This is a genomic window from Methylobacterium mesophilicum, assembly GCF_036441335.1.
GTDB lineage: Bacteria > Pseudomonadota > Alphaproteobacteria > Rhizobiales > Beijerinckiaceae > Methylobacterium > Methylobacterium mesophilicum_B.
Genome location: NZ_MLBW01000028.1, coordinates 145,935 through 165,269, shown reverse-complemented (window position 1 = coordinate 165,269; position 19,335 = coordinate 145,935). Strand labels below are relative to the sequence as shown.

Annotated in this window: 12 protein-coding genes and 2 pseudogenes; 7 read left to right on the top strand and 7 right to left on the bottom strand. The window is 66.6% G+C overall.

Annotated features, from left to right (window positions below):
- Positions 1–13: 13 nt before the first annotated feature.
- Positions 14–1,345 carry an McrB family protein gene (locus tag MMR14E_RS18935; RefSeq protein WP_331316381.1) on the bottom strand — a complete coding sequence of 444 codons (1,332 nt, stop codon included), beginning with the start codon at positions 1,343–1,345 and terminating at the stop codon, positions 14–16.
- A gap of 455 nt (positions 1,346–1,800) precedes the next feature.
- Between MMR14E_RS18935 and MMR14E_RS18930 the strand changes: the two genes are divergently transcribed.
- From MMR14E_RS18930 to MMR14E_RS18920, 3 genes are all read left to right on the top strand, one after another.
- Positions 1,801–3,936 carry an ATP-binding protein gene (locus tag MMR14E_RS18930; protein ID WP_331316379.1) on the top strand — a complete coding sequence of 712 codons (2,136 nt, stop codon included), beginning with the start codon at positions 1,801–1,803 and terminating at the stop codon, positions 3,934–3,936.
- On the top strand, positions 3,933–5,294 hold the full coding sequence (locus MMR14E_RS18925; protein WP_331316377.1) for a hypothetical protein: 1,362 nt from the start codon (positions 3,933–3,935) through the stop codon (positions 5,292–5,294). Before MMR14E_RS18930 ends, MMR14E_RS18925 begins: the two co-directional genes overlap by 4 nt.
- Before the next feature lie 137 nt (positions 5,295–5,431).
- The gene (locus MMR14E_RS18920) at positions 5,432–7,648 is read left to right on the top strand and encodes an AIPR family protein (RefSeq protein WP_331316375.1); all 2,217 of its coding nucleotides are present in this window, start codon (positions 5,432–5,434) and stop codon (positions 7,646–7,648) included.
- 22 nt (positions 7,649–7,670) lie between these two features.
- Here the strand turns inward: MMR14E_RS18920 and MMR14E_RS18915 are convergent, their stop codons facing one another.
- Complete coding sequence (locus MMR14E_RS18915; protein WP_331316373.1) at positions 7,671–9,401, bottom strand: ATP-binding protein; 1,731 nt, start codon at positions 9,399–9,401, stop codon at positions 7,671–7,673.
- 16 nt (positions 9,402–9,417) lie between these two features.
- On the bottom strand, positions 9,418–10,779 hold the full coding sequence (locus MMR14E_RS18910; protein ID WP_331316371.1) for a DNA double-strand break repair nuclease NurA: 1,362 nt from the start codon (positions 10,777–10,779) through the stop codon (positions 9,418–9,420).
- On the opposite strand from MMR14E_RS18910, the gene MMR14E_RS18905 reads away from it, so the two are divergent.
- Together MMR14E_RS18905 and MMR14E_RS18900 are read left to right on the top strand one after the other, a co-directional pair.
- Positions 10,779–11,249 (top strand): very short patch repair endonuclease, encoded by a 471-nt coding sequence (locus tag MMR14E_RS18905; RefSeq protein WP_331316370.1) that lies wholly within the window; start codon positions 10,779–10,781, stop codon positions 11,247–11,249. The two genes, MMR14E_RS18910 and MMR14E_RS18905, sit on opposite strands and share 1 nt — an antisense overlap.
- Positions 11,250–11,357: 108 nt before the next feature.
- Positions 11,358–12,383 carry a DNA cytosine methyltransferase gene (locus MMR14E_RS18900; protein WP_331316369.1) on the top strand — a complete coding sequence of 342 codons (1,026 nt, stop codon included), beginning with the start codon at positions 11,358–11,360 and terminating at the stop codon, positions 12,381–12,383.
- A gap of 150 nt (positions 12,384–12,533) precedes the next feature.
- On the opposite strand, the pseudogene MMR14E_RS29320 reads toward MMR14E_RS18900, so the two are convergent.
- From MMR14E_RS29320 to MMR14E_RS18880, 4 genes and pseudogenes are all read right to left on the bottom strand, one after another.
- Positions 12,534–12,830: pseudogene (locus tag MMR14E_RS29320) on the bottom strand (hypothetical protein); the annotation flags it as partial.
- A gap of 35 nt (positions 12,831–12,865) precedes the next feature.
- The gene (locus MMR14E_RS18890; protein WP_331316367.1) at positions 12,866–14,548 is read right to left on the bottom strand and encodes a hypothetical protein; all 1,683 of its coding nucleotides are present in this window, start codon (positions 14,546–14,548) and stop codon (positions 12,866–12,868) included.
- A gap of 53 nt (positions 14,549–14,601) precedes the next feature.
- A complete protein-coding gene (locus MMR14E_RS18885; RefSeq protein ID WP_331316365.1) occupies positions 14,602–15,051 on the bottom strand; it encodes a hypothetical protein in 450 nt (149 codons plus the stop codon).
- An 88-nt stretch (positions 15,052–15,139) separates the two neighbouring features.
- Positions 15,140–15,703, bottom strand: coding sequence for a hypothetical protein (locus MMR14E_RS18880; protein ID WP_331316364.1), 564 nt, complete (start codon positions 15,701–15,703; stop codon positions 15,140–15,142).
- A gap of 1,144 nt (positions 15,704–16,847) precedes the next feature.
- Between MMR14E_RS18880 and MMR14E_RS18875 the strand changes: the two genes are divergently transcribed.
- A complete protein-coding gene (locus MMR14E_RS18875; RefSeq protein WP_331316362.1) occupies positions 16,848–18,419 on the top strand; it encodes an alpha-amylase family protein in 1,572 nt (523 codons plus the stop codon).
- Between the two features lie 399 nt (positions 18,420–18,818).
- Positions 18,819–19,274 (top strand): annotated as a pseudogene (locus MMR14E_RS18870) (PAS domain-containing protein); the annotation flags it as partial.
- Positions 19,275–19,335: the final 61 nt, after the last annotated feature.

The following is a 19,335-nucleotide window of genomic DNA, read 5'->3' as shown; positions in this document are numbered from 1 at the left end:
GATCGCGGCCGGGTCATGCCGCCGCCGGATGGAGCCGGGCGAACCTGTCCGCGTCCCAGGCGGGGGACTTCGGATCCCACCAGCCGGCAGGCATGACGACCGGCTCGGGCTCCAGGCGGCCGAGAGCCCGGAGCTCGTCAGCCAGCTCATCGAGCGGATCGTCGATGAACAGGTCGCGTCCCATCACGAAACCGACGAGGGCCCGGTCGCCCCTGAGGGCATCGTCGAGAAAGGGAAGCGTCCGATAGCGGAGCACATGCGCGACCGCGGCGACCCGGCCTGCATCGCCGCGCGGCAGCTTCTCCTCAGACCTCAGCTCGTCCAGCCGGACCGCCATGAAGTCGGCGTGGCCGATCAGGTTCTCCGTCCCGCTGATCGCGGCAAGGCGGCGATTGAGTGCCGTGAGCCATGCCCGCACGTCGATCGACCCATAGGAATCCGGGACGAGGGCCGGGTCCGGCGTGACGAGGACGAAGTCGAAGCGCCGCCTCAGGGCCAAATCCATGCGCGACAGCGAACGATCGGCCGTGTTCATCGTGCCGACGATGGACAGTGTCGACGGCACCGAGAGCGGCCTGCCCGAGTAGCTGAGCTGGATGCGTCGCTCCTCGGGCGCGCCCTCCCGCTTGTCGGCCTCGAGCAGGGTGATCAGCTCCCCGAACACCCGGCTGAGATCCGCCCGGTTTATCTCGTCTATGACAAGAACGACGTCGGTCGAGGTGAGCGGCAGGCCTTGCTGCTGCAGCGCCTCGTATACGGCCGCATGTCGGCTCGCGTTGGTGAACTCGGTCGTCGGCAGGCCGGTCAGGCGCGACACCTGCTTCCGCCGATTGTTCCTCCCGCCGTGCAGGCGGAAGTCGGATGCGGAGAGCTCGTGCTCCGCGAACTTGCGCAGCGTCCAGAAGTCCACGAAGCCCTGCTGCGGCTGGTCGTCCACTCCGGCCACCCTGTCCCGACGCCGCACCGCGGTCGACTCGAGCACGAGCCCACCCGCCTCGACGTGGGTCACCCGGTATGGTCCCAGGTCCTGACCTACCGTGAAACGGTTCGGGCTCACGGCCGAGCTTGCCGCGCTGCAGGCGCGCAGGAACGGGCCCTCGGCCACCTTGTAGATCACGTTGCCGGTCTGGGTTTCGACCGGTCGGTAGCCCTCGACGAAGTCCTCGTAGGAATAGCTGGGATGAAAGGTGACCCAGATGATTCGGCCCTCGCGCACCAGTGCCTGGTGAACCGCCTGCACCTGGGCGTCCGAAATCCCGGGACGAAGGATCCGCACCGCCTCGCGCGCCGCGCGCCACGTCTTGCCAGTCCCAGGCGGGCCGGCGAACACCTTCATGACCGCCATGCATTCCTCATCGTCGCCATGCTCGCCGACGGGGCCGCGCGCGTGTCCGGCCCGGGCTTCGGCGTGACGGCTCGAGCCTGAAGCGTTCGGGCCCATCCGTCCAGTTGCGGCGGAAGGGCTCGCAGGCTGGCGCGAGCAGCCCGCGGCCATGCGTGCCGCCCGCGCCGGTCCCCCGGGCAGGAGTGGGGGAAGCTGCGCGATTTGCCCAGGGCGCGATTCCCGACAGGGCCCGCGCTTCCGGCCGTGGCGATGGTGCGGTCCTGTCACCGCAATTCGGGGTCGCGGTTCCGCGGCCTCGAAGCGACCCTCGGCGTGACGGCGTGCAACGTGTCGGGCCGACCCGGACAGGGTGTGGAATGGTGACGGTCGAGCTCTTCCTGCAAGCCTGGAACGGTTCCCGGCTGGTGAGCCGCACCGGGTGGCCGTATGGTGCATCGTGACATGACGTTGGGTTGATGGAAGCTGCCTCGACACCTCCCGTGACGGCGCCTTTTCGCGCCCGTGCCCGCATTCTCGCACTGCTGGGTGACCAGCTCATCGGCAGCGATCAGCTTGCCGTCTTCGAGCTCGTCAAGAATGCATACGATGCCGACGCCTCCAAGGTGACGGTTCGCCTGCTCGATGTGGACAGTCCCGATCCCGTCATCCGCGTGGTCGACGACGGCGATGGCATGAGCATCGACACGATCCGCGACATCTGGCTGGAGCCGGCGAGCAACCACAGGGAGGAGCAGCGCGAGCAGGGGCGCAGGTCCGAGATCTTCAATCGACTGCCGCTCGGCGAGAAGGGCGTGGGACGCTTCGCCGTCCACAAGCTCGGCCTGAGGATCAGGCTCGTCACCCGCCCGCGCGGGCGCGGCGAGGAACACACCGTTTCCATCGACTGGGACGACCTGATGCGGGTCCGCTACCTCGACGAGACCCGCATCGAGATCAAAACGCGCACGCCTCGCTTCTTCCTCGAGTCCAAGGGGCGGAAACCGCACGGTACCCGCATCGAGATCAGCAGGTTGCGAAAGCCCCAGTGGAGACGGGGCGAGGCCCGCCAGCTCTATCGCTCGATCACGGCCATCAGCTCGCCCTTCGAAACGTCGGATGCCTTCAAGGCGGAACTGCAGATCCCGGATCACCCGGAGTGGATCGCCGAGATGCCGGACGTCCGCGCTCTGCTGGAGATGGCGCCCTGGCGATTCGATTTCACCTTCGACGGCGCATTCGAATGGAACTACCAGTTCCGGTCCCCCGTCCCCAAGCGGCTCGCCAGTCGCTCGGTGGGGGAAAAGCGGGACCAACTGTTGCTCGAAAGCCCTCCCGGCAGCCGCAAGCGGCCCGTGGCCACCGAGGAGATGCTGAAGGGTATCGGTCCAATAAAGGGGAGTCTGGTCGCCTACGACCGCGACAGGAAGATCCTGGCTCTCCTTCCGCAGAACAGCCTCGTGCGTGACTTCCTCGACCACCAGGGAGGCGTTCGCGTCTACCGGGACGGCGTTCGCGTGTACAATTACGGCGAGCCCAGTGACGACTGGCTCAGGCTGGACATCCGACGGGTGAATCGCCCCTCGCAGCGCCTGAGCCGAAACATCGTGATCGGCGCAGTCAACCTGGATGTGGGGCAGAGCGCCGGGCTTCGGGAAAAGACGAACCGCGAGGGGTTCGACGAAACTTCAGTCTACGAGCAGTTCCAGGAACTCGTGACAGCCATACTCCACAAGTTCGAGGTGGAGCGCTCCCTGGACAAGGATCGCCTGAAGAAGCTGCTGGACGGCGGACAGACATCGTCTGCCGCGGTTCCCGTGGAAGGCCCCCTGCGGGAACTCCGCGAAGCGGTTGCAGCGAATGCGGGAACCGGAACGCTGGTGCCCATCATCGACCGGATCGAGCGGGAGTACAGGGAGATGCGCGATCTCCTGCTCCGGGCCGGGATGTCGGGGCTCAACCTCGCGATCATCATCCATGAGGTCGAGCGCGGGGTCCGTTCGATCCACGAGGCCGTCAGGGGTGGAGCGGGCACGGTGGTTCTCGAGGAGCGCTCCCGCGGGCTCGTCAGCCTTGTCGAGAGTGTCGGAGGGCTTCTTCGGGAGAAGAACCGCGGGACCGTGGATATCCGGGCTCTCGTTCAGGAGACGGCGGAAATCAACAAGCGGCGGTTTGCCCGTCACCAGGTCCACGTAACGTACGATCTTCCGGGGGCTGAGCCGTTCGTCGTGAAGGGCTCGTCCGCACTGCTGCAGAACGTGCTCGTCAACCTGGTCGACAACGCCATCTACTGGCTTCGCGTCCGCTGGCCTGATGTCGGGACCGACGAGGCACGCGTCCGCCGTATCCACATCGCCGTCACCGACGACCTGCCGGGCGGAAAGGCCCTGCTGGTGGCAGACAACGGGCCGGGCTTCGAGGACATCCAAGAGGTGTTGACGAAGCCCTTCTTCACACGCCGCCCGGGCGGGATGGGCCTGGGTCTGTACTATGGCTCCCTGGCCATGTCCCTCAGCGGCGGCGCCTTGATATTTCCTGAGCATGGCGACGTCGAATTGCCCTCAGGAATGGACGGCGCTGTCATCGCCATGCAGTTCACGGATCCAAAGGCATGATCCATCCACCGACTATTATTGCTGTAGACGACAATGCCTCGGAACTGGCTCAGATTGTCGGCGCGCTTCGCTTGCTGGACGCAGCATGCCTGCCCGTAAAGGTGGATGGAACCAATCCGGATATTGGCGGCCCACTAAAGGGCGTAAGGCTTGTCTTTCTGGATATAAACTACCTGCCTGGTGTTTCTTCCGGGACGGCGATGTTCGAGACGGCCGCAACGGTTCTTGAGAAGGTGCTGGCGAAAGACAATGGTCCGTACGTGCTTATCACCTGGACAAGCAAGTCGGATCAGCATGAACAACTTATGGCCCATTTTGCCGGGATTGAGGAACTGCCAACACCCGTCGTAAGCGGATCGCTTGCCAAGGAGAAGTTCACATCCTCGAATACGGACGGTGAAGCGGCTGACAGGCCGGCAAGGAGCCTCTTGGCGGAGGAAATCCGGAAGATCCTCGGCACTCACCCCCAGATCGATGCGCTGATGCACTGGGAGGCGGCTGCGAGGCGAGCGACCGGCGAGGTGATCTGTTCGCTCATGGATCTCCTGCCGCGACGGGATCGATTTCTGGGCTCGACAGGCCCTACCCTGGAGTACCTTCTGACGCACATCGCTGGCGCGGCGGTGGGGAAGAGGAACGTCGCCTCCGACCGTCGGGGAGCCATCAGCGAGGCTCTCACCCCGATCCTCTACGACCGGCTGGTGCACCAAGCGGCCAACGAGGCCGAGACGGACGCGTGGGCGAGCGCGATGAGCCTGGGCGGAGGCCTTCCGAAGCTGGTCCCCGACCCGGGCCCGAAGCTGAATGCCTTGAGCCATATCGCCATGCCCGGGTCAGGGGTGATGTCCGCGGGCGACCGCGGTGTTGCCTTCCAGTTGGCGGGAGGAACGCTGGGATGGTTTTCGCGCAAGGCAGGCATCACGCCAGAGCAGCTTTCGGGAGAATTCCTGCGGGCCGGCGAAAGGGGCGAGGGCACTTCTCCCGTGAATACCGACCTGACGGATTGCAGGTGGGTCCTGCTGGGCACGAGGGCTGTCTGTGATCAGGCGCAGAGCCGCGGCACGCTCAGGCCGGCGGTCCTGGCCGTCGAGGTGCCGGGGAGTCTGAAGGACGACGGTGCGGGGTTGAGGGTGCGGAGGCACGGTGCCTCGCTGGTAACCCCGGCGTACGAGGTGGCCGATGAGAGCGGTACCGGGCAGCTCAGGAAGCTGGTCATCAACTGGCACTGGACCACTTCCCTCGGGCTGCCCGAGATGACCGATGCGGCAGTGCTTTTCCGCATGAGGGAGCCGCTGATCAACATGCTGTCCGCGAGCTGGAGCGGCTACTCGGCCCGACCCGGCATAATCCAGTTCTGAGCACCTGAAGCCGAGCCATGTCGCGGCCTCAGGCCCGACTGAAGCATTGCGCGGCGGTGGGCGCACAGGTTGCACCGCGCTTGACGGTAGGTAACCTTCGAAACAGCCTGTAATTGCGAATCTAAGTCCCCCCGAAAATGATTATCCACACACCGGTCCCCGTGATTTCCATCGAGGAGGAGAAGGCCAGCGCCTTCGCCCAGGTTCTGCGCGAGCAGGTCCGCGAGCTCGCCGAGGAGGAGCCCGGCGAGGGCATCGTTCTGGATGCCCACCTGCTTTCGGTCTGCATCGGCTACCTTGAGGACCAGGGCGGTGTTTCGAGCGATGTCGGCGAGGACGCCGTCGATTCGGAGGACCTGATCCGGTGCCCGTTCAGGGCCAAGGTGAGGAACACCACCCTCTCCGTCCTGGGCTACCTGCCGGTGAGTTCCGACGGGCAGCTGACGCTGTTCACCGCACGCTACGAGGACGGGGCAGGCGAGAAGGCCCTTCCGGTCAGCGACTACCGCAGCAGGGTCGAGCAGGCAGTCCGCTTCTTCCGGCAGGCATACAACGATCCGGACCTCCTGCTGCCCTTCCCCGAGGTCAGGGGACTGGTCGAGCATATCGCCGACAACAGCGACCGCATCGTCGAGCTGCGGATCGTGTTCGTCACGAACCTCCGCCTCAACGCCAGGGACGAGAAGAAGGTCGACAGGCTCGGGGACGTCATCGACGTCGCGTTCGACACCTACGACGTGGAGCGTCTCCACAAGCTTTCCAGCGACGCCTTGAGCGCGTCGGACATCGTCATCGATTTCGACGAGGTGATCGGGCGGCCGGTTCCCTGCCTCGAGGCGACCGGAAGCGATCACGCGTACAAGAGCTACCTTCTGATCCTCGAAGGCACGACCATCCATTGGCTGTTCAAGAGGTATGGACCCAGGCTGTACGACACCAACCTCCGCTCCTACCTCGACAACAAGACCAAGGTGAACAAGGACATCATCAGGACGGTCCGCGAGCAGCCCGACCGGTTCCTGGCCTACAACAACGGCCTGACGGCGACCGCCCAGGAAATCGAGGTGTCGCTCGTCCACGGGCAGCCGTGCATCTCCCGGATCGTCGGGCTTCAGATCGTGAACGGCGCACAGACCACGGGTTCGATCTTCAAGGCCAGGGAGGCGTCGCGGAAGCAGGGGGACGTCGACCTGTCCCGGGTGTCCGTCTCGGTCAAGCTGACCAGGGTCGTCGGGGACGACCTGAGGGAGTTCGTGCCCCGGATCACGCGCTACGCCAACACGCAGAACCCGATCCAGGCCGCCGACCTGGAGGCGAACGAGGAACTGCATCGGAAGGTGGAGCGGCTCTCGTACGACGTCTGGTGTCCCGGCACGGCCAGCCGATGGTTCTACGAGCGTACGCGTGGATCCTATCAGGCGGCGATGAACCGCGAAGGCACGACGCCGAAGCGGAAGGCCGAATTCAGGCGCGAGGTGCCGAAGGACCAGAAATTCGGCAAGACCGACCTCGCACGCTTCTGGATGGCCTGGAACCGGAGCCCTCATCTCGTCAGCAGAGGCGCGCAGAAGAACTTCGACGCCTTCAAGAAGATCATCTCGTCGGCCGATGGCGGCCTGCCCATCGAGGCCGTCGACGAGTCGTTCTACCGGGGCGTCGTCGCGATGGCGCTGCTGTACCGTGCCGCGAGCGCGGCGGTCACGACGGCCGGTATCGGCGGCGGTGTCGGATCGATGGCCAAGGCCTACACGACCTCCTACCTCGCGCACCGCCTCGGCGACCTGATCGACCTGGAAAGGGTCTGGCAGAACCAGGGTGTCTCCGACGAGCTGCAGAACCTGCTGAAGGTGTGGGCGCCGCAGGTGTACGAGCGCATGACGCTGAACGCGGGACAGCACACGACAGAGTGGTTCAAGAAGGAGAACTGCTGGCTGGACGTTCAGGGTCTGGAGCTCGAAAGGCCAGCAGATACCCTCCCGGAGTACCGGCAGGCGGCTCCCGGGAAGTCGACGGCCCCGGACGGTCAGGTCGATCCTGAGGCGGGCCTGTCGGTCGGGTCTCCCGGCCCGACCCCGTCACCTGCAGACGGTCCCGCGAAGAGCCAGAAGCTGAGCCTGAACCTGGAGGATGACGTTGCGGTCACCAGGGCGCTCACGGGGGCGGACTGGGTCAAGGCATCGATGTGGGTGAAGGACTCCCCCGGCTTTACCGGCTGGGACGAGAATTTCGCGCTCTCGATGGCCCAGTTCGCGAACAGGGGCTGGAGGAAGGGATACCCGACCGTGTCCCAGGCCAGCAAGGCCGCCCGGATCGCCCGCAGCGCGATCCGGGCGGGCGTGCTCGAACTGGCGTGAGTTCGACCACGCGCGGATCGACCTACTTCTTCCGGCCCGAGGATCCATACTCGTAGTCGGGCAGACTCTTCCTCGCCTTCCTGGGAGGATGGCCAGGAAGGAGTGCGTCGACCAGCGATGTGTTGGCGGTCCTTACGGGGTCCGCCTTCCACTCCCTGGCGCGGCCAACGAAGTCCTCGTCCCCGATGGTCGTGCTGACGAGGTCCTCGTCGAAATCGATCTCGACCAGCAGCGGGAACCTCACGGCCTGACCGGACACGATGCCCTGCCCGGGCCCGAAGGACTGCAGGACGTTGGCGTCGCTCTCCGACAGGTTCTCCATGACCGAGCGGACGAAGTTCTTGTCCTTCGGATTGACGAGGCGGAGGACCAGGAAGCTGTTGCACTGGGACAGGATCGTCTCGTCGAGCCGCGCCGGACGCTGCGATATGAGCATCAGCCCGGTGCCGAACTTGCGCCCTTCGGTTATGACCTTCCGGACGGTCGCGAGCGACGGGGTCTCCTCCGTGCCCTCGCGCCGGCCCGGCACGAAATTGTGTGCCTCCTCGATCACCGTCATGAACGGGGCGATCCGGTCCGACAGGTTCGCTCGGTGCGCGAACAGGTTCTCGAGGACCAGGGATGCGATGGCCGACTGCGTCAGGTGATCGAACCCGGCGAGGTACAGGATCGAGACCTGCCCGGGCCTGATGATCTCGTCGGGGGCCGTTTCCGGGTCGGGGAGTTCGGCGAAGGAGTAGCCCTTCGGTTTCAATAGCTCGATGAGGCGATTGTTGTTTGCCTGCATGGAGTTGAGCGCCCGTCGCACCATGTCGAGCGACCGCCTGACGGCATTGACGGTGCCGGGGTGCAGCTTGTCCCCGTTGCCCTTCATCGTGTTGCAGGAGGCGATGAGATCGGCGATGTACTTCTCCGCCGACATGCCTTTCTCGAAGCTTGTATTGGCGATGACCGTCTGGAAGAAATCCTTCTGGGGGTCGGTCATCTTGTGTCCCATCTTGGTGATGAGATCCTCGATGATGCTGCTGTCCTGAGCGTAGACACGTATCGACGGATAGAACAGCCTGACGTCGACGCCGCCGAGCTCCTTCTGCTTCTCGAAGAAGGCAAGGTAGTCCCCGTGCGGATCGAGGATCAGGACGGGGTAGCGGATCGCGGTCAGCTCCCTCAGCACCCGACGGGCGGCGACCGTCTTGCCGCCACCCGTCATCGCCAGGATGGCAAGGTGCCTCGACACGATCTTGTTGGCCTGGAGCGAGACCTCCACGTCATGCCGCCCGATGAGCGTTCCCAGGCGCAGCTTGACCTGCCCGTCATCGCCGCCCGTCAGGAGCACGCGGATCACCTCGGCCGGCGGAGTGAAGACGCCGGCGGAAGGCTTCACCGGGTAGGTGACGGGAGAGAGCCGCAGGTTGGTCGCGTCGGCGGTCCTCGTTGCGCCGAGGATCAGGACCTCCGCCTGCAGGTAGTCGCGGGTCGTGGACAGCACCGTGTCCAGCAGGTTGATGTCCTGTTCCGAGAGCTCCTGGGCAGCCTCGGCGGGGAAGAACGGGTTCACCCGGTTGATCGCCGTGACACGCCCCCAGATGATGGCACCGTACGCGCCCTCGGGCCCGGGCACGTCGGTCGGCGTCGCGACGATATCGCCGAGCTTGGCACCGAAACTCTTGAGGATGAAGGTGTAGGTATCGGTCGACGCGTCGCCGACGACGGTCCCGATGCGGCGGTCCCTGCTGCTGATCCAGTCGGCCATCCGGCTTTCCTGCCTGTCAGATCTTGGGTCGGTAGAGCCAGTCGCGCCCCGTGGCGGACAGCATCCTGATCGAGAAGTCGCGGACCTTGTCGTTGTCCGTCGCGAACGCCTTGCGGAGAAGGTTGACCTTGTGCCCGGTGGCGATCTGCCGGCCCATCCAGTCCGGCACCTTGGCGTAACGGTCCACGACGTCGAGACCGACCGGGAAGCCGTATCGGGGGAGGAGCCGGCTGGTGTGAAGCACCAGCGAAAGGAGATCCGCCGTCGGGGTCCCCTCGAACGTCTCGACACGCAGGGGCTGCACACGTTCGGAGGGCTTGATGAAGGAGGTCAGGGCGGCCGGGAAGAGGCCGATGATTTCCTTCCACTCGTTCGGCCACTTGTTCTGCTCGTCAGCGTCACCCTGCCGGTTGACCGGGATCGGCACGACGTACTCGCCTTCCCGGAGGATGAGGTCGAGGAGCTGCGTGTCCGAGAGGCCATAGCCCTTCAGGAACCTGTCGACCTTCACGCGACGGGCGTTGTCGAGCTTTCCGGATGAGATCATCCGGTCGAGCAGGTTCTTGATGAAGCGGCGACCGCCGCCATCCCGTTCCACCACGCCGGCGACGACAGGACCGCTCAGGCGGCACTTCTCCAGGATATCGCGATAGAGCGGGATGAAGTGCCGCTCCTTCTCGTTCCTGATCCTTCTTCCGGCAAGCCTGGCGGAGGCGGAGGCCGTGTAGGCCGGAAAGCCCGGCGTGCCGTAGGGCGACACGGGATTGATGAGCGGGCCCTGCACGAGCAGGGCGTCGACCTCCGTCGTTTCGAGCAGGTTCCGGCATGCTCCCGCTTCCGCGATGATGCGGGCAGCGTCGCGGAGCTTCGTTATGTCCTCGAACTGGTCGTCGTAGACGTTCTGGTTCGGATCGTAGAGGTCGTCCACGAAATGCATCTGGACGGAGAAGTCCTCCCGTTCCTGCCCGTCGATCCCCGGACGAACGAGGTAGGCCCCGACCCGGATGGCCAACGGAGCCGCACCGGGCAGCGCGACGTTGGCAACGCCGCCATCCACGAACCCGAAGCGCCGGCCCTTCTGCTCCGGCCAGAAGCCGGACGGCTCGTAATCGATCCTTCGGATGTGGTTGTCGTTTCGCAGGAAGCCGTCGAGCAGCCTGGCGGTATCGCAGAGATGCCTGGCGAAATTCTCTTGGACGTCGGCCTTGTCCGTGCCTGCCGCGCGCAGCATGTTCGCCATGAAGTGACCGAGCGTGACACGCGTCTCGACCCGTTCGCGAACCTCTTCCTCTTCCAAGGCGTATCCTCTGGTCGGCGCTCGCCGACGCCACCAATGAAGCTCGGCCGTTCGGGCGCAGTGTCCCTCGGATTCGTTCAATGGACAACCTGAAAGCGATGGCGCCCGCGCGCCTGCACAGGGGCGACATCATGAGCCCCGAGACGCGAAGCGCCGTCATGTCGCGCATCCGGGGCAAGGGAACGAAGCCGGAACTGGCGGTCGAGACGGCTCTCGCCATGACCGGGCTGGCTTTCGAGATGCATGCCCGCGACCTCCCGGGACGACCCGACTTCGTCATCCGTGACGCACGCGTCGCCGTGTTCGTAGACGGCGATTTCTGGCACGGCCGCAACTTCGGCGAGTGGCGGCTCAAGCTGTCCGAGAAGTGGGAGACCAAGATCGCCGCCAACATCGCTCGCGACCGCCGCAACCGGCGGGCGCTGCGGTCGGACGGATGGAAGGTGCTCCGCATCTGGGAGCACGCGGTCAAGGCTGACGCCGACAGGTGCGTCCGGCGCATAGTCAGGGCCTGCACGCCATTGCGGCCCGGGGATCACAGATCACCATAAAATCGGGTCGCGCGCCCGGCCGGAATCGCGGGCGGTTGTAACGTGCCGCGCCACCTGGCAGCCTGGCGGAGTCGCCGCCGAATCCGGCGTGGCTCGCAGGGATGCAGCGTGATCCGAACGGTCGATCTTTTCTGTGGCGGCGGGCTCAGCAGCTGGGGCGCCCGGATGGCCGGAGCCGAAATCGTGGCAGGCGTCGATGCGTGGGACAGGGCCGCGTCGACGTTCAAGCGCAACTTCCCCAAGGCCATCGTTCGGAACTGTCGCCTCTCGATGCAGACGGGCCCGGACATCCTCGGGCGCGACATCGGCCGGGTCGACCTGCTGATCGCGTCGCCCGAGTGCACCAATCATTCCATCGCCAAGGGCAACAGGCCCCGGGACGAGGACAGCCGCAGGTCAGGGTCGTTCGCAGTCGAGTTCCTGCGGAAGATGGGACGCGATGCGCCCCGTTGGGTCGTTCTCGAGAACGTTGCGCCATGGCGTCACTGGAGCGGCTACGACCACCTGATCGGCGGCCTCAAGGATCTCGGCTATCACACCCGGACACGCGTTCTCGACGCGAGCGCGTTCGGTGTTCCGCAGGCGCGCAAGCGCCTTTTCGTGGTGTGCGACATGAAGCGCGCGCCGAACCTGCCGGAGGAACACGAGTCCGTCGGTCTGACGGCCCGGAGCATTCTCGACGTTGACGGCTGGAAGGCAGGCCCCCTCAGGTCGTCAAACCGTTCCGCCAACACCCTGGCGCGGGTGCAGGCCGGCATCGACGCGCTCGGCGCGGGCGTCGATTTCCTCATCGTCTATTACGGCTCCGACAAGGGGGGCGGCTGGCAGTCGCTCGACAGGCCCCTGCGCACCCTCACGACGCTGGACCGATTCGGTCTGGTGCAATGGAGGGACGGCGAGCCCACCCTACGCATGCTGCAGGTGCCGGAGCTCGTCAGGGCGATGGGCCTGACCGCCCGCAAGCCGGCACGCGGACGGAGCGTCCCATTCAGGTTCGCTGCCGAGTGCAACCGCCGGGACCAGGTGAAAATCCTGGGAAACGGGGTCTGTGCACCGGTCATGGGCAGCATCGTCCGCGCCCTGACTCACGAAGGGGCTGCCCGGATCGAGGCGCCCGTGCCCCTCGCGGCCTGATCTGGCCGCGAGCTCTTTCGAAGGTTCACCCTCGCTTGGTCACTGCACGGTGCGATATTCTGAAGACCGGCCTTGAAGCGGGGCCCATCCCACGGGCGACGCCAACATCCTCAAAGAACAAAAGAACTTCGATCCGAGGCGGGGTTCTGGTTAGCGCCGATCGGGAACCTCTCGTCTTCCCGGTTCCGATGGCTGCATCCAGGGGCCGTTTCGGTTTCGGGGGCTGCTGCGAAGCCGGTCTACAGTTGAGCTGCCCTCGTCCTGCCCGCTGCCCCGGGCAGGACGAGGGCCGATGCGAACGGCGGCCCCATCCTGATCGAGGCTGACGGCGAAGCGCCCGACGGCCGGTACGCCGCAGGCACGGGCGTCGGGCAGCCAAGCGAAGGCGGTGGTCGGGCCGGGCTTGGCGCGTGCTCGAGGGCCGAGTGATCCCACCGGACGCGCGAACGCCGCCGGGTCGACCCGCAACTGGCGCCGATTCCTCACTTCGAGCGCAGCGCCTGTCCGTTGCTCGGAACTGGGTCGAGATGATCGCGGAAATCCTCCGCCACCCAGCGCCTCGACAGAGGCAGACGCTCCTCGCCGCATGGGCAGCGTGTGCGGAGCAGGATGGCATCGATCCTCCGGCGGGACCGGCAGGCGCGACATCCCTGCAGGGAGCCGAACACGGTTGCATGGAGGATGATGAACGGGGCGAGCAGGATCATCGCGGCGACCACGGACGTGGCGGTCGAGAGCAGGGAGATCGCGAAGGCCCCGACGATCACGCAGGCCCCTGTCGTCGCGTCGAGCCACGACAAACGATCGGCCCTCGCCTCGCCGACGGCCGCGATCCGCAATGCCGAAAGGTATGCGAGCAGGAGAAGCGTTATCCCGATCAGGAGCGCCACACGGCTGCCACCCGTCACGAAGCCTTCCCAGAAGCGCCTGATGATCTCGCTCAGCGGGAAGCCCTGCCGCATGCCGAACAGGAACTCTAGGACGAACCGGGGCAGTTGCGTCGAGAGGGCTGCGACCGTCGCGTAGACCGGGATCTGCAGGATGTACCTGCGCGGCCGAAGAAGCAGACCCATTCCAAGCCTCGCGATATCCGCGCGGAGGACGAGGTACAGCAGCAGCCCGGTGAAGGGCGTGAGCCAGGCGTTCCAGATCTGTCGCTCGACGCCGAAGAAGGTCCGCCAGCCCGCGAGCATGAGTAGGCTCAGCGGCTGGGTCGCGGATACGATGGCCGGGTAGATGATGGCCGAGAGGAGCAGGAAGTCGCGCTGGCGAACGACCGCCCTTCGTCGCGCTGCCGTCGGATGCAGGGCCTTGAACTCGCGGATCGCCCGTCCGATGCGCCCCCGAAGGCTCGTGGGCTGCAGCTCGAAGCCGCGCTCGCTGAGCGCGGCCGTGGCGCCGAGCTGACTGCCCCTGAAGTCGTGCCCGTGCTCCCGCCGCACCACGAAGAAGTAGGCGTAGACGAAGATGACCGCCGCCGAGAGGAAGAGGGCTGCGAGCTGCGAGGAGACGTCCAGGTACGCCTGGGGATCAAGGACGAGGGAGAATCCACCCAGGGCGGGAGTCGAGCCTAGGCCGCGCCTGTCTCTGAAGGCGAGGACCAGCGCGAAGACGACGACGAGCCAGGCCAGGACGCGCAGGTGCAGCATGGCGAGGCGCCGAACGGTTTGTTCCGCGCGCGTACCCGCGAGTTCGAGGTGGGAGATCTCGTGCCCCAGGAGCGCCCCGAACAGGTCGGGATCCTCTCGGAGCGTCCCGAGGCGCGCCAAGCCGACGACGACGGAGGTGCGCCTGTCCGGCCTGTCCCTGGCCTCCAGGGCCTTCTTGTTCTTGGGGCTCCAGAACAGGCTTGGCCGCTCGTGCGCTTCCAACGTCGAGCGAGCCGATATCTTGTCTAGGAGCGCCCTCATCGGGGCGAAGGCCTGGTTCCCGGCCTCGCGTTCGATCTTGCGTGCCGCAGCCTCGCCTCCGCGCCACAACCTCAACGACGCGGTCACGATCACGAGTGATCCGAAGACCGAGAGGGTGATGCCCATGACCACGACGTTGTGATGGAACTGCAATCCCATGCCCTGGATAGGGTAGCCTACCCAGAGCTTGAGCATGAACACGTACTGGAGGACGAGGAGGGTGCCGACCGCGAACGCGGCCGGCGTGTCGCTCACGCCGAAACGCCGCAGTAGCCGGACCGGATGCTCGTTGTCTGTCCGTCGCTCGGTCATTTGTCGCCCGGGATGCCCGAGGCAGGCAGTACCTTGGCAAAGAGCGTCTCGAATCCTTCTCGGAGCGCCTTCTTCTCCTCGGGATTGAAGCGGCTTTTGGCGATCTCCGCGTCGAAGGCCTCCTTGAGGCGGGCTGCCTCGCCGCCGGTGGCCTTGCGCTTCAGGAGCCTGTCGAGAAGCGGGGCTATCGCCTCCTTGGCCGCATCCTTGACCACGTCCTTGACGACATCCCCGAAGAAGCCGAGCATGAACGGAACCACGACGGTGGCGAAGTCCGAGGCCGCGGCCCCTCCATCGAAGCGTCCCTCATCCTGCGAGTCGGCCCTGTGCCAATCTTCCGGGGCGATGCCGAAGGTCTCGTCCACGACGAAGACTTTGTCCGGCTCCACCTCCGACACAATCTCCTTTGTCCATCGTTTGACGTCGTCGGTTTCAAAATTGCCCATCCTGCGCCCTCCCGACCTATCGCGCTGCCGCCCAGTGCCCGCCCGGCCGGAACGGGCCGAGTGGGCGGACGTCTCAATCCTCGAAAGCTCAGCCCATTCGATAGTCCGGCGGCATGTTGATCGTCGCCTTCGCACCCCGACCGTAGTCGCTGAATGGCTTGACGTGGACGGTCGCCGATGGCCAGGCCGGCCGGGGGTAGGCCACTGTGAACTCGGCCATCGGCGTCCAGTTCGCGGTCCTGACGACCTCGCCAGGCGTCATCCCGATGATCGCCCCGAGCAGGAGGGCGACGGCGGCGGTGGCAGGGCGCCCCAGCTTGGAGGCACACCACGCGAAGACGTTGCAGGCGGTCTGGAGAAGCCGGCGAAGGTACCTGAACTCGGCATCGCCGACGAAGGGGGCTCGCCTGCCCCGCGCGCGGTTGCAGGCCCAGCGGATCGACAGGCCGGCGATCAGCGGCAGGCCGATGGTCGCGGTGCCCGCGCCGATGATCGCGAGCGCGTTCTCGGCACCGTACGCATCCATCGCCCAGCCTGCCGCGCCGATGCCGGCGCTGTAAAGGGCCAAGTCCAAGGGAGACTTCTTGAGGTGCTCCTTGACATTTTCAAAGGTCATTTTCTCGGTCAACCCGGCGAAGCGATTCGTCGTCATTGATCAACCTCCGCGCACGATGCCGGCGCGGACAGGAAACTTCGCTCGACCTTTGCCGTTCCGGCAGGATGACGGTCCAGGCTGGAAATATTTTGGCTATAAGCGCATCTTTTCTTATCGCGAAGCCATGAAAATGGATCTTCTCCGCATTGCCAAGCCATCGAACCCAATGTATGGGCGTCGGCCAGTTGAGGCGCTTCTGTTTTGCAGCCTGAGACGGGGCCGGCCACAGGTCCTGTCGACTCGTAGCGGCTGGACGAGGCAGCATGGTGGTACCCTCGCCATCGCGAGGGCGCCGAGGGCCAAGCACCCGATCTCGGAGCTTGCCCCACGCCCGTAGCGCCAGGGGACACAGCTTGGGCCGGTCTCCTCGCGGTGCCAAGTCGATTCGCGCATCCGGGCGCGGCCCACGCCTCATTGTCCGCCGCAGGCTCGGCACGTTCGGCGGGCTGTGCCCGGGTGTCGGAACAGCACGCCGAAACGAGCGCAGAGGAGGTCGCGCCGGAGCCGACCTTCCACGCCGTGCATCTTCCGGAGTCGATTCTCGCGAGGCCACATGGCGACCATGCGGCAACTCCTCGGGCGCAAGCCCGAAGGCTCGGATGAGACGGGGCTGGGAACGCTCGCAAGGCGAGGATGGGAGCGACAAGCGTCGGGTTACATGAAATTCGGATCTCCGAAAATCCCACGTTCATCCCGCCCTTCATCCCGACAAGCCCCTGGCAGGGAACATCTTTGAGGCCTGACAGGCATTTAATCGACTGCCGGGTTACAGTCCCCTCAGCTCCACCAGGCTTTCCTGGTGGCACGTCAGCGCCCCGGCGCCGCGGCGATAACGCCGTCTCGGCCGGGACTTAGACGCGGTCCGCGGAGACTTTCCTCCGCCCCCCGCGACCTGCTCAACCTCGAATCCCGATGCGCTCGCGGCCCGTGACCGCGCTCGCCCCCACGTCCCGATCCGGGCTGCAGGGGGACCGTCGCACCGCGTTCGAAGCCGCGACAGCCCAGATTCGTCGGGGCACGGAAACCGGCGGCCGAGGCCGCGTCCGGATCGGCCGCGATTCTGCGACTGTACCTGCCGCCGGTCCTGCAACCATCGCGGCGCGACAGGGTTCGGTCCCGATTGGCGGCGGACGGAGGTCGGGTGGCGTCCTGGATCGAACAGGCAGTCTGGTGGCAGGTCTTCCCCCTCGGCTTCGTCGGGGCCCCTGACGAGGCCGACCCGGCCGCGCCGGTCGCGCACCGGCTCGCCCACCTGCACGGCTGGCTCGACTACGCGGTTGAGCTCGGCGCCTCCGGGCTGGCGCTGGGGCCGATCTTCGCGGCCTCCACGCACGGCTACGACACGGTCGACCATTTCCGCATCGATCCGCGCCTGGGCGACGAGGCCGACTTCGACGCGCTGGTCGCGGCGGCCCGGGCCCGCGGCCTCCGCGTCCTGCTCGACGGCGTCTTCAACCATGTCGGGCGGGCCCACCCGGCCTTCCAGGACGTGCTGCGGCACGGGCCTGAATCCGGACAGGCCGGCTGGTTCCGGCTGTCCTGGCCGCGGGGCTCCGGCCCGGGCATCGAGCCGGACTACGCCTGCTTCGAGGGCCACCGGCAGCTCGTCGCGCTCAACCACGACGACCCGCGCGTCGCCGACCACGTCGCCGCCGTCATGGGCCACTGGCTCGCCCGGGGCGCCGACGGCTGGCGGCTGGACGCCGCCTACGCGGTGCCGCCGCGCTTCTGGGCGCGCGTGCTGCGGCAGGTCCGCCTCGCGCATCCGGACGCCTACATCGTCGGCGAAGTGATCCACGGCGACTACGCCCGCCTCGTGCAGGACACCGGCATGGACGCGGTGACCCAGTACGAGCTCTGGAAGGCGATCTGGAGCGCCCTCAACGATCGCAACCTGTTCGAGCTGGCCCACGCCCTGGACCGGCACAACGGCTATCTCGACAGGTTCGCGCCCCTGACCTTCGTGGGCAACCACGACGTGACGCGGATCGCGAGCCGGCTCACGGATGAGCGGCACCTCCCGCACGCGCTGGCGATCCTGCTGACCTGCGGCGGGACGCCCGCGATCTACGCCGGCGACGAGCAGGCGTTCCGGGGCGTGAAGGAGGAACGGGTCGGCGGCGACGACGCCATCCGGCCGGCCTTCCCGCCGACGCCCGCGGATCTCGCCCCGTATGGCTGGCCGATCTACCGGCTGCACCGGGACCTGATCGCCCTCCGCCGGCGCCAGGCCGGGCTGCACCGCGCGCGGGCGCGGACGCTGCACCTCGCCAACGCGCAGCTCGTGCTCGCGCTGGGCGACGGGAGCGCGCGGGTGCTGACGGCCCTGAACCTCGCCGACGCGGACGCGACGCTGCCGGTGCCGGAGGCCCGGGCNCAGGGGATAGGCCCGTCCGGGACCCGTTCCGCGCCGCGCCCGTGGGTCGACCCGGCGCGGAGCGCCGCCGACCGGTCGGCCGGAGCCGGCGTGGCGAGGCGGTACGCGACGCGGCCGTTGAAGGGCGCGGTGCGCAGGATCGTGTCGAGCCACGCGGGCATGCCGGTACCGGGCCGGAACTCCGCCCGCCGCTCCCAGGCCCTCAGGAGGGTGAGACGGACGAGGTCGTCTCCCTGGACGTCGCCCGCGATGGCGTCGCGGGCCAGTGTCCGCGCGCGGCGGCGCAGATCCGGCACGGCGTCGAGCAGCGCCGTGCCGAAGCCGGCGGGGACCTGACCATCGGTCTCGGAGGCGGCCGCGGCTTCCGACAGCCGGCCGAGCAGGTGCCTTAGACGCGAATTTTCCTCAGTTTCCACAACTTCTGAAAAATGTTCCCCCAGATCCGCCGCGGATCGCGCGCCCGGATCGGAGATCACGCTCCGGTGTTCCGCGGGCATCCGCAATGGTCGATCGATACCCTGCACGTTCGGCATGGCCACGTCTGCTGGAAAAGGTGCCGAGATCGCGCTGAGACGGCGTCGCGGCGTTGTGAGCACTAATCTCTGGCTCAAAACGCCCGCGTCAATGATGCGCGTATACCAGGAAAATAACGTAGATGAGGGAACCGGCTTGCGCGCAACCCGTTTGTGCCCCGCTGCCGACAGGGCAGTGAGCGCGCGAAGGGGTGCAGAAGCCGTGACGGCGGGCATCGACAGGCACGAACTCCGGCAGATCATCGCCGGGTTGAGCGAGGGCGTGATCCTGGTCGAGCCCGACCAGACCATCGCGTACGCCAACGAGGCCGCGCTCGCCATGCACGGCGCCGGGTCCCTCGACGAGCTCGGCCCGACCGTCGACGCCTACCGCGAGCGCTTCCGCCTGCGCTACCGCAACCACGTCACGCCGAACCAGTACCCGATCGAGCGGGTCGTGGCCGGCGAGCGCTTCCACGACGTCGTGGTCGAGGTGCGCCGGGCCGACAGGCCCGACATGGACTTCGTGCACTCGCTGCGCAGCCTCGTGGCCACGGACCGCGACGGCAACCCGAGCTGCCTGGCGCTGATCCTCAAGGACGTCTCCGACCAGTTCGAGGCCGAGGAGCGGTTCGAGCGCACCTTCAACGCCAACCCGNTCGGCGCCTACGAGACCCGGCGCGTCTGAGCGTTCCACCGGCCCCCGCGCGGGACGCGGGGGCCGCCCCCGGCCGGGACGA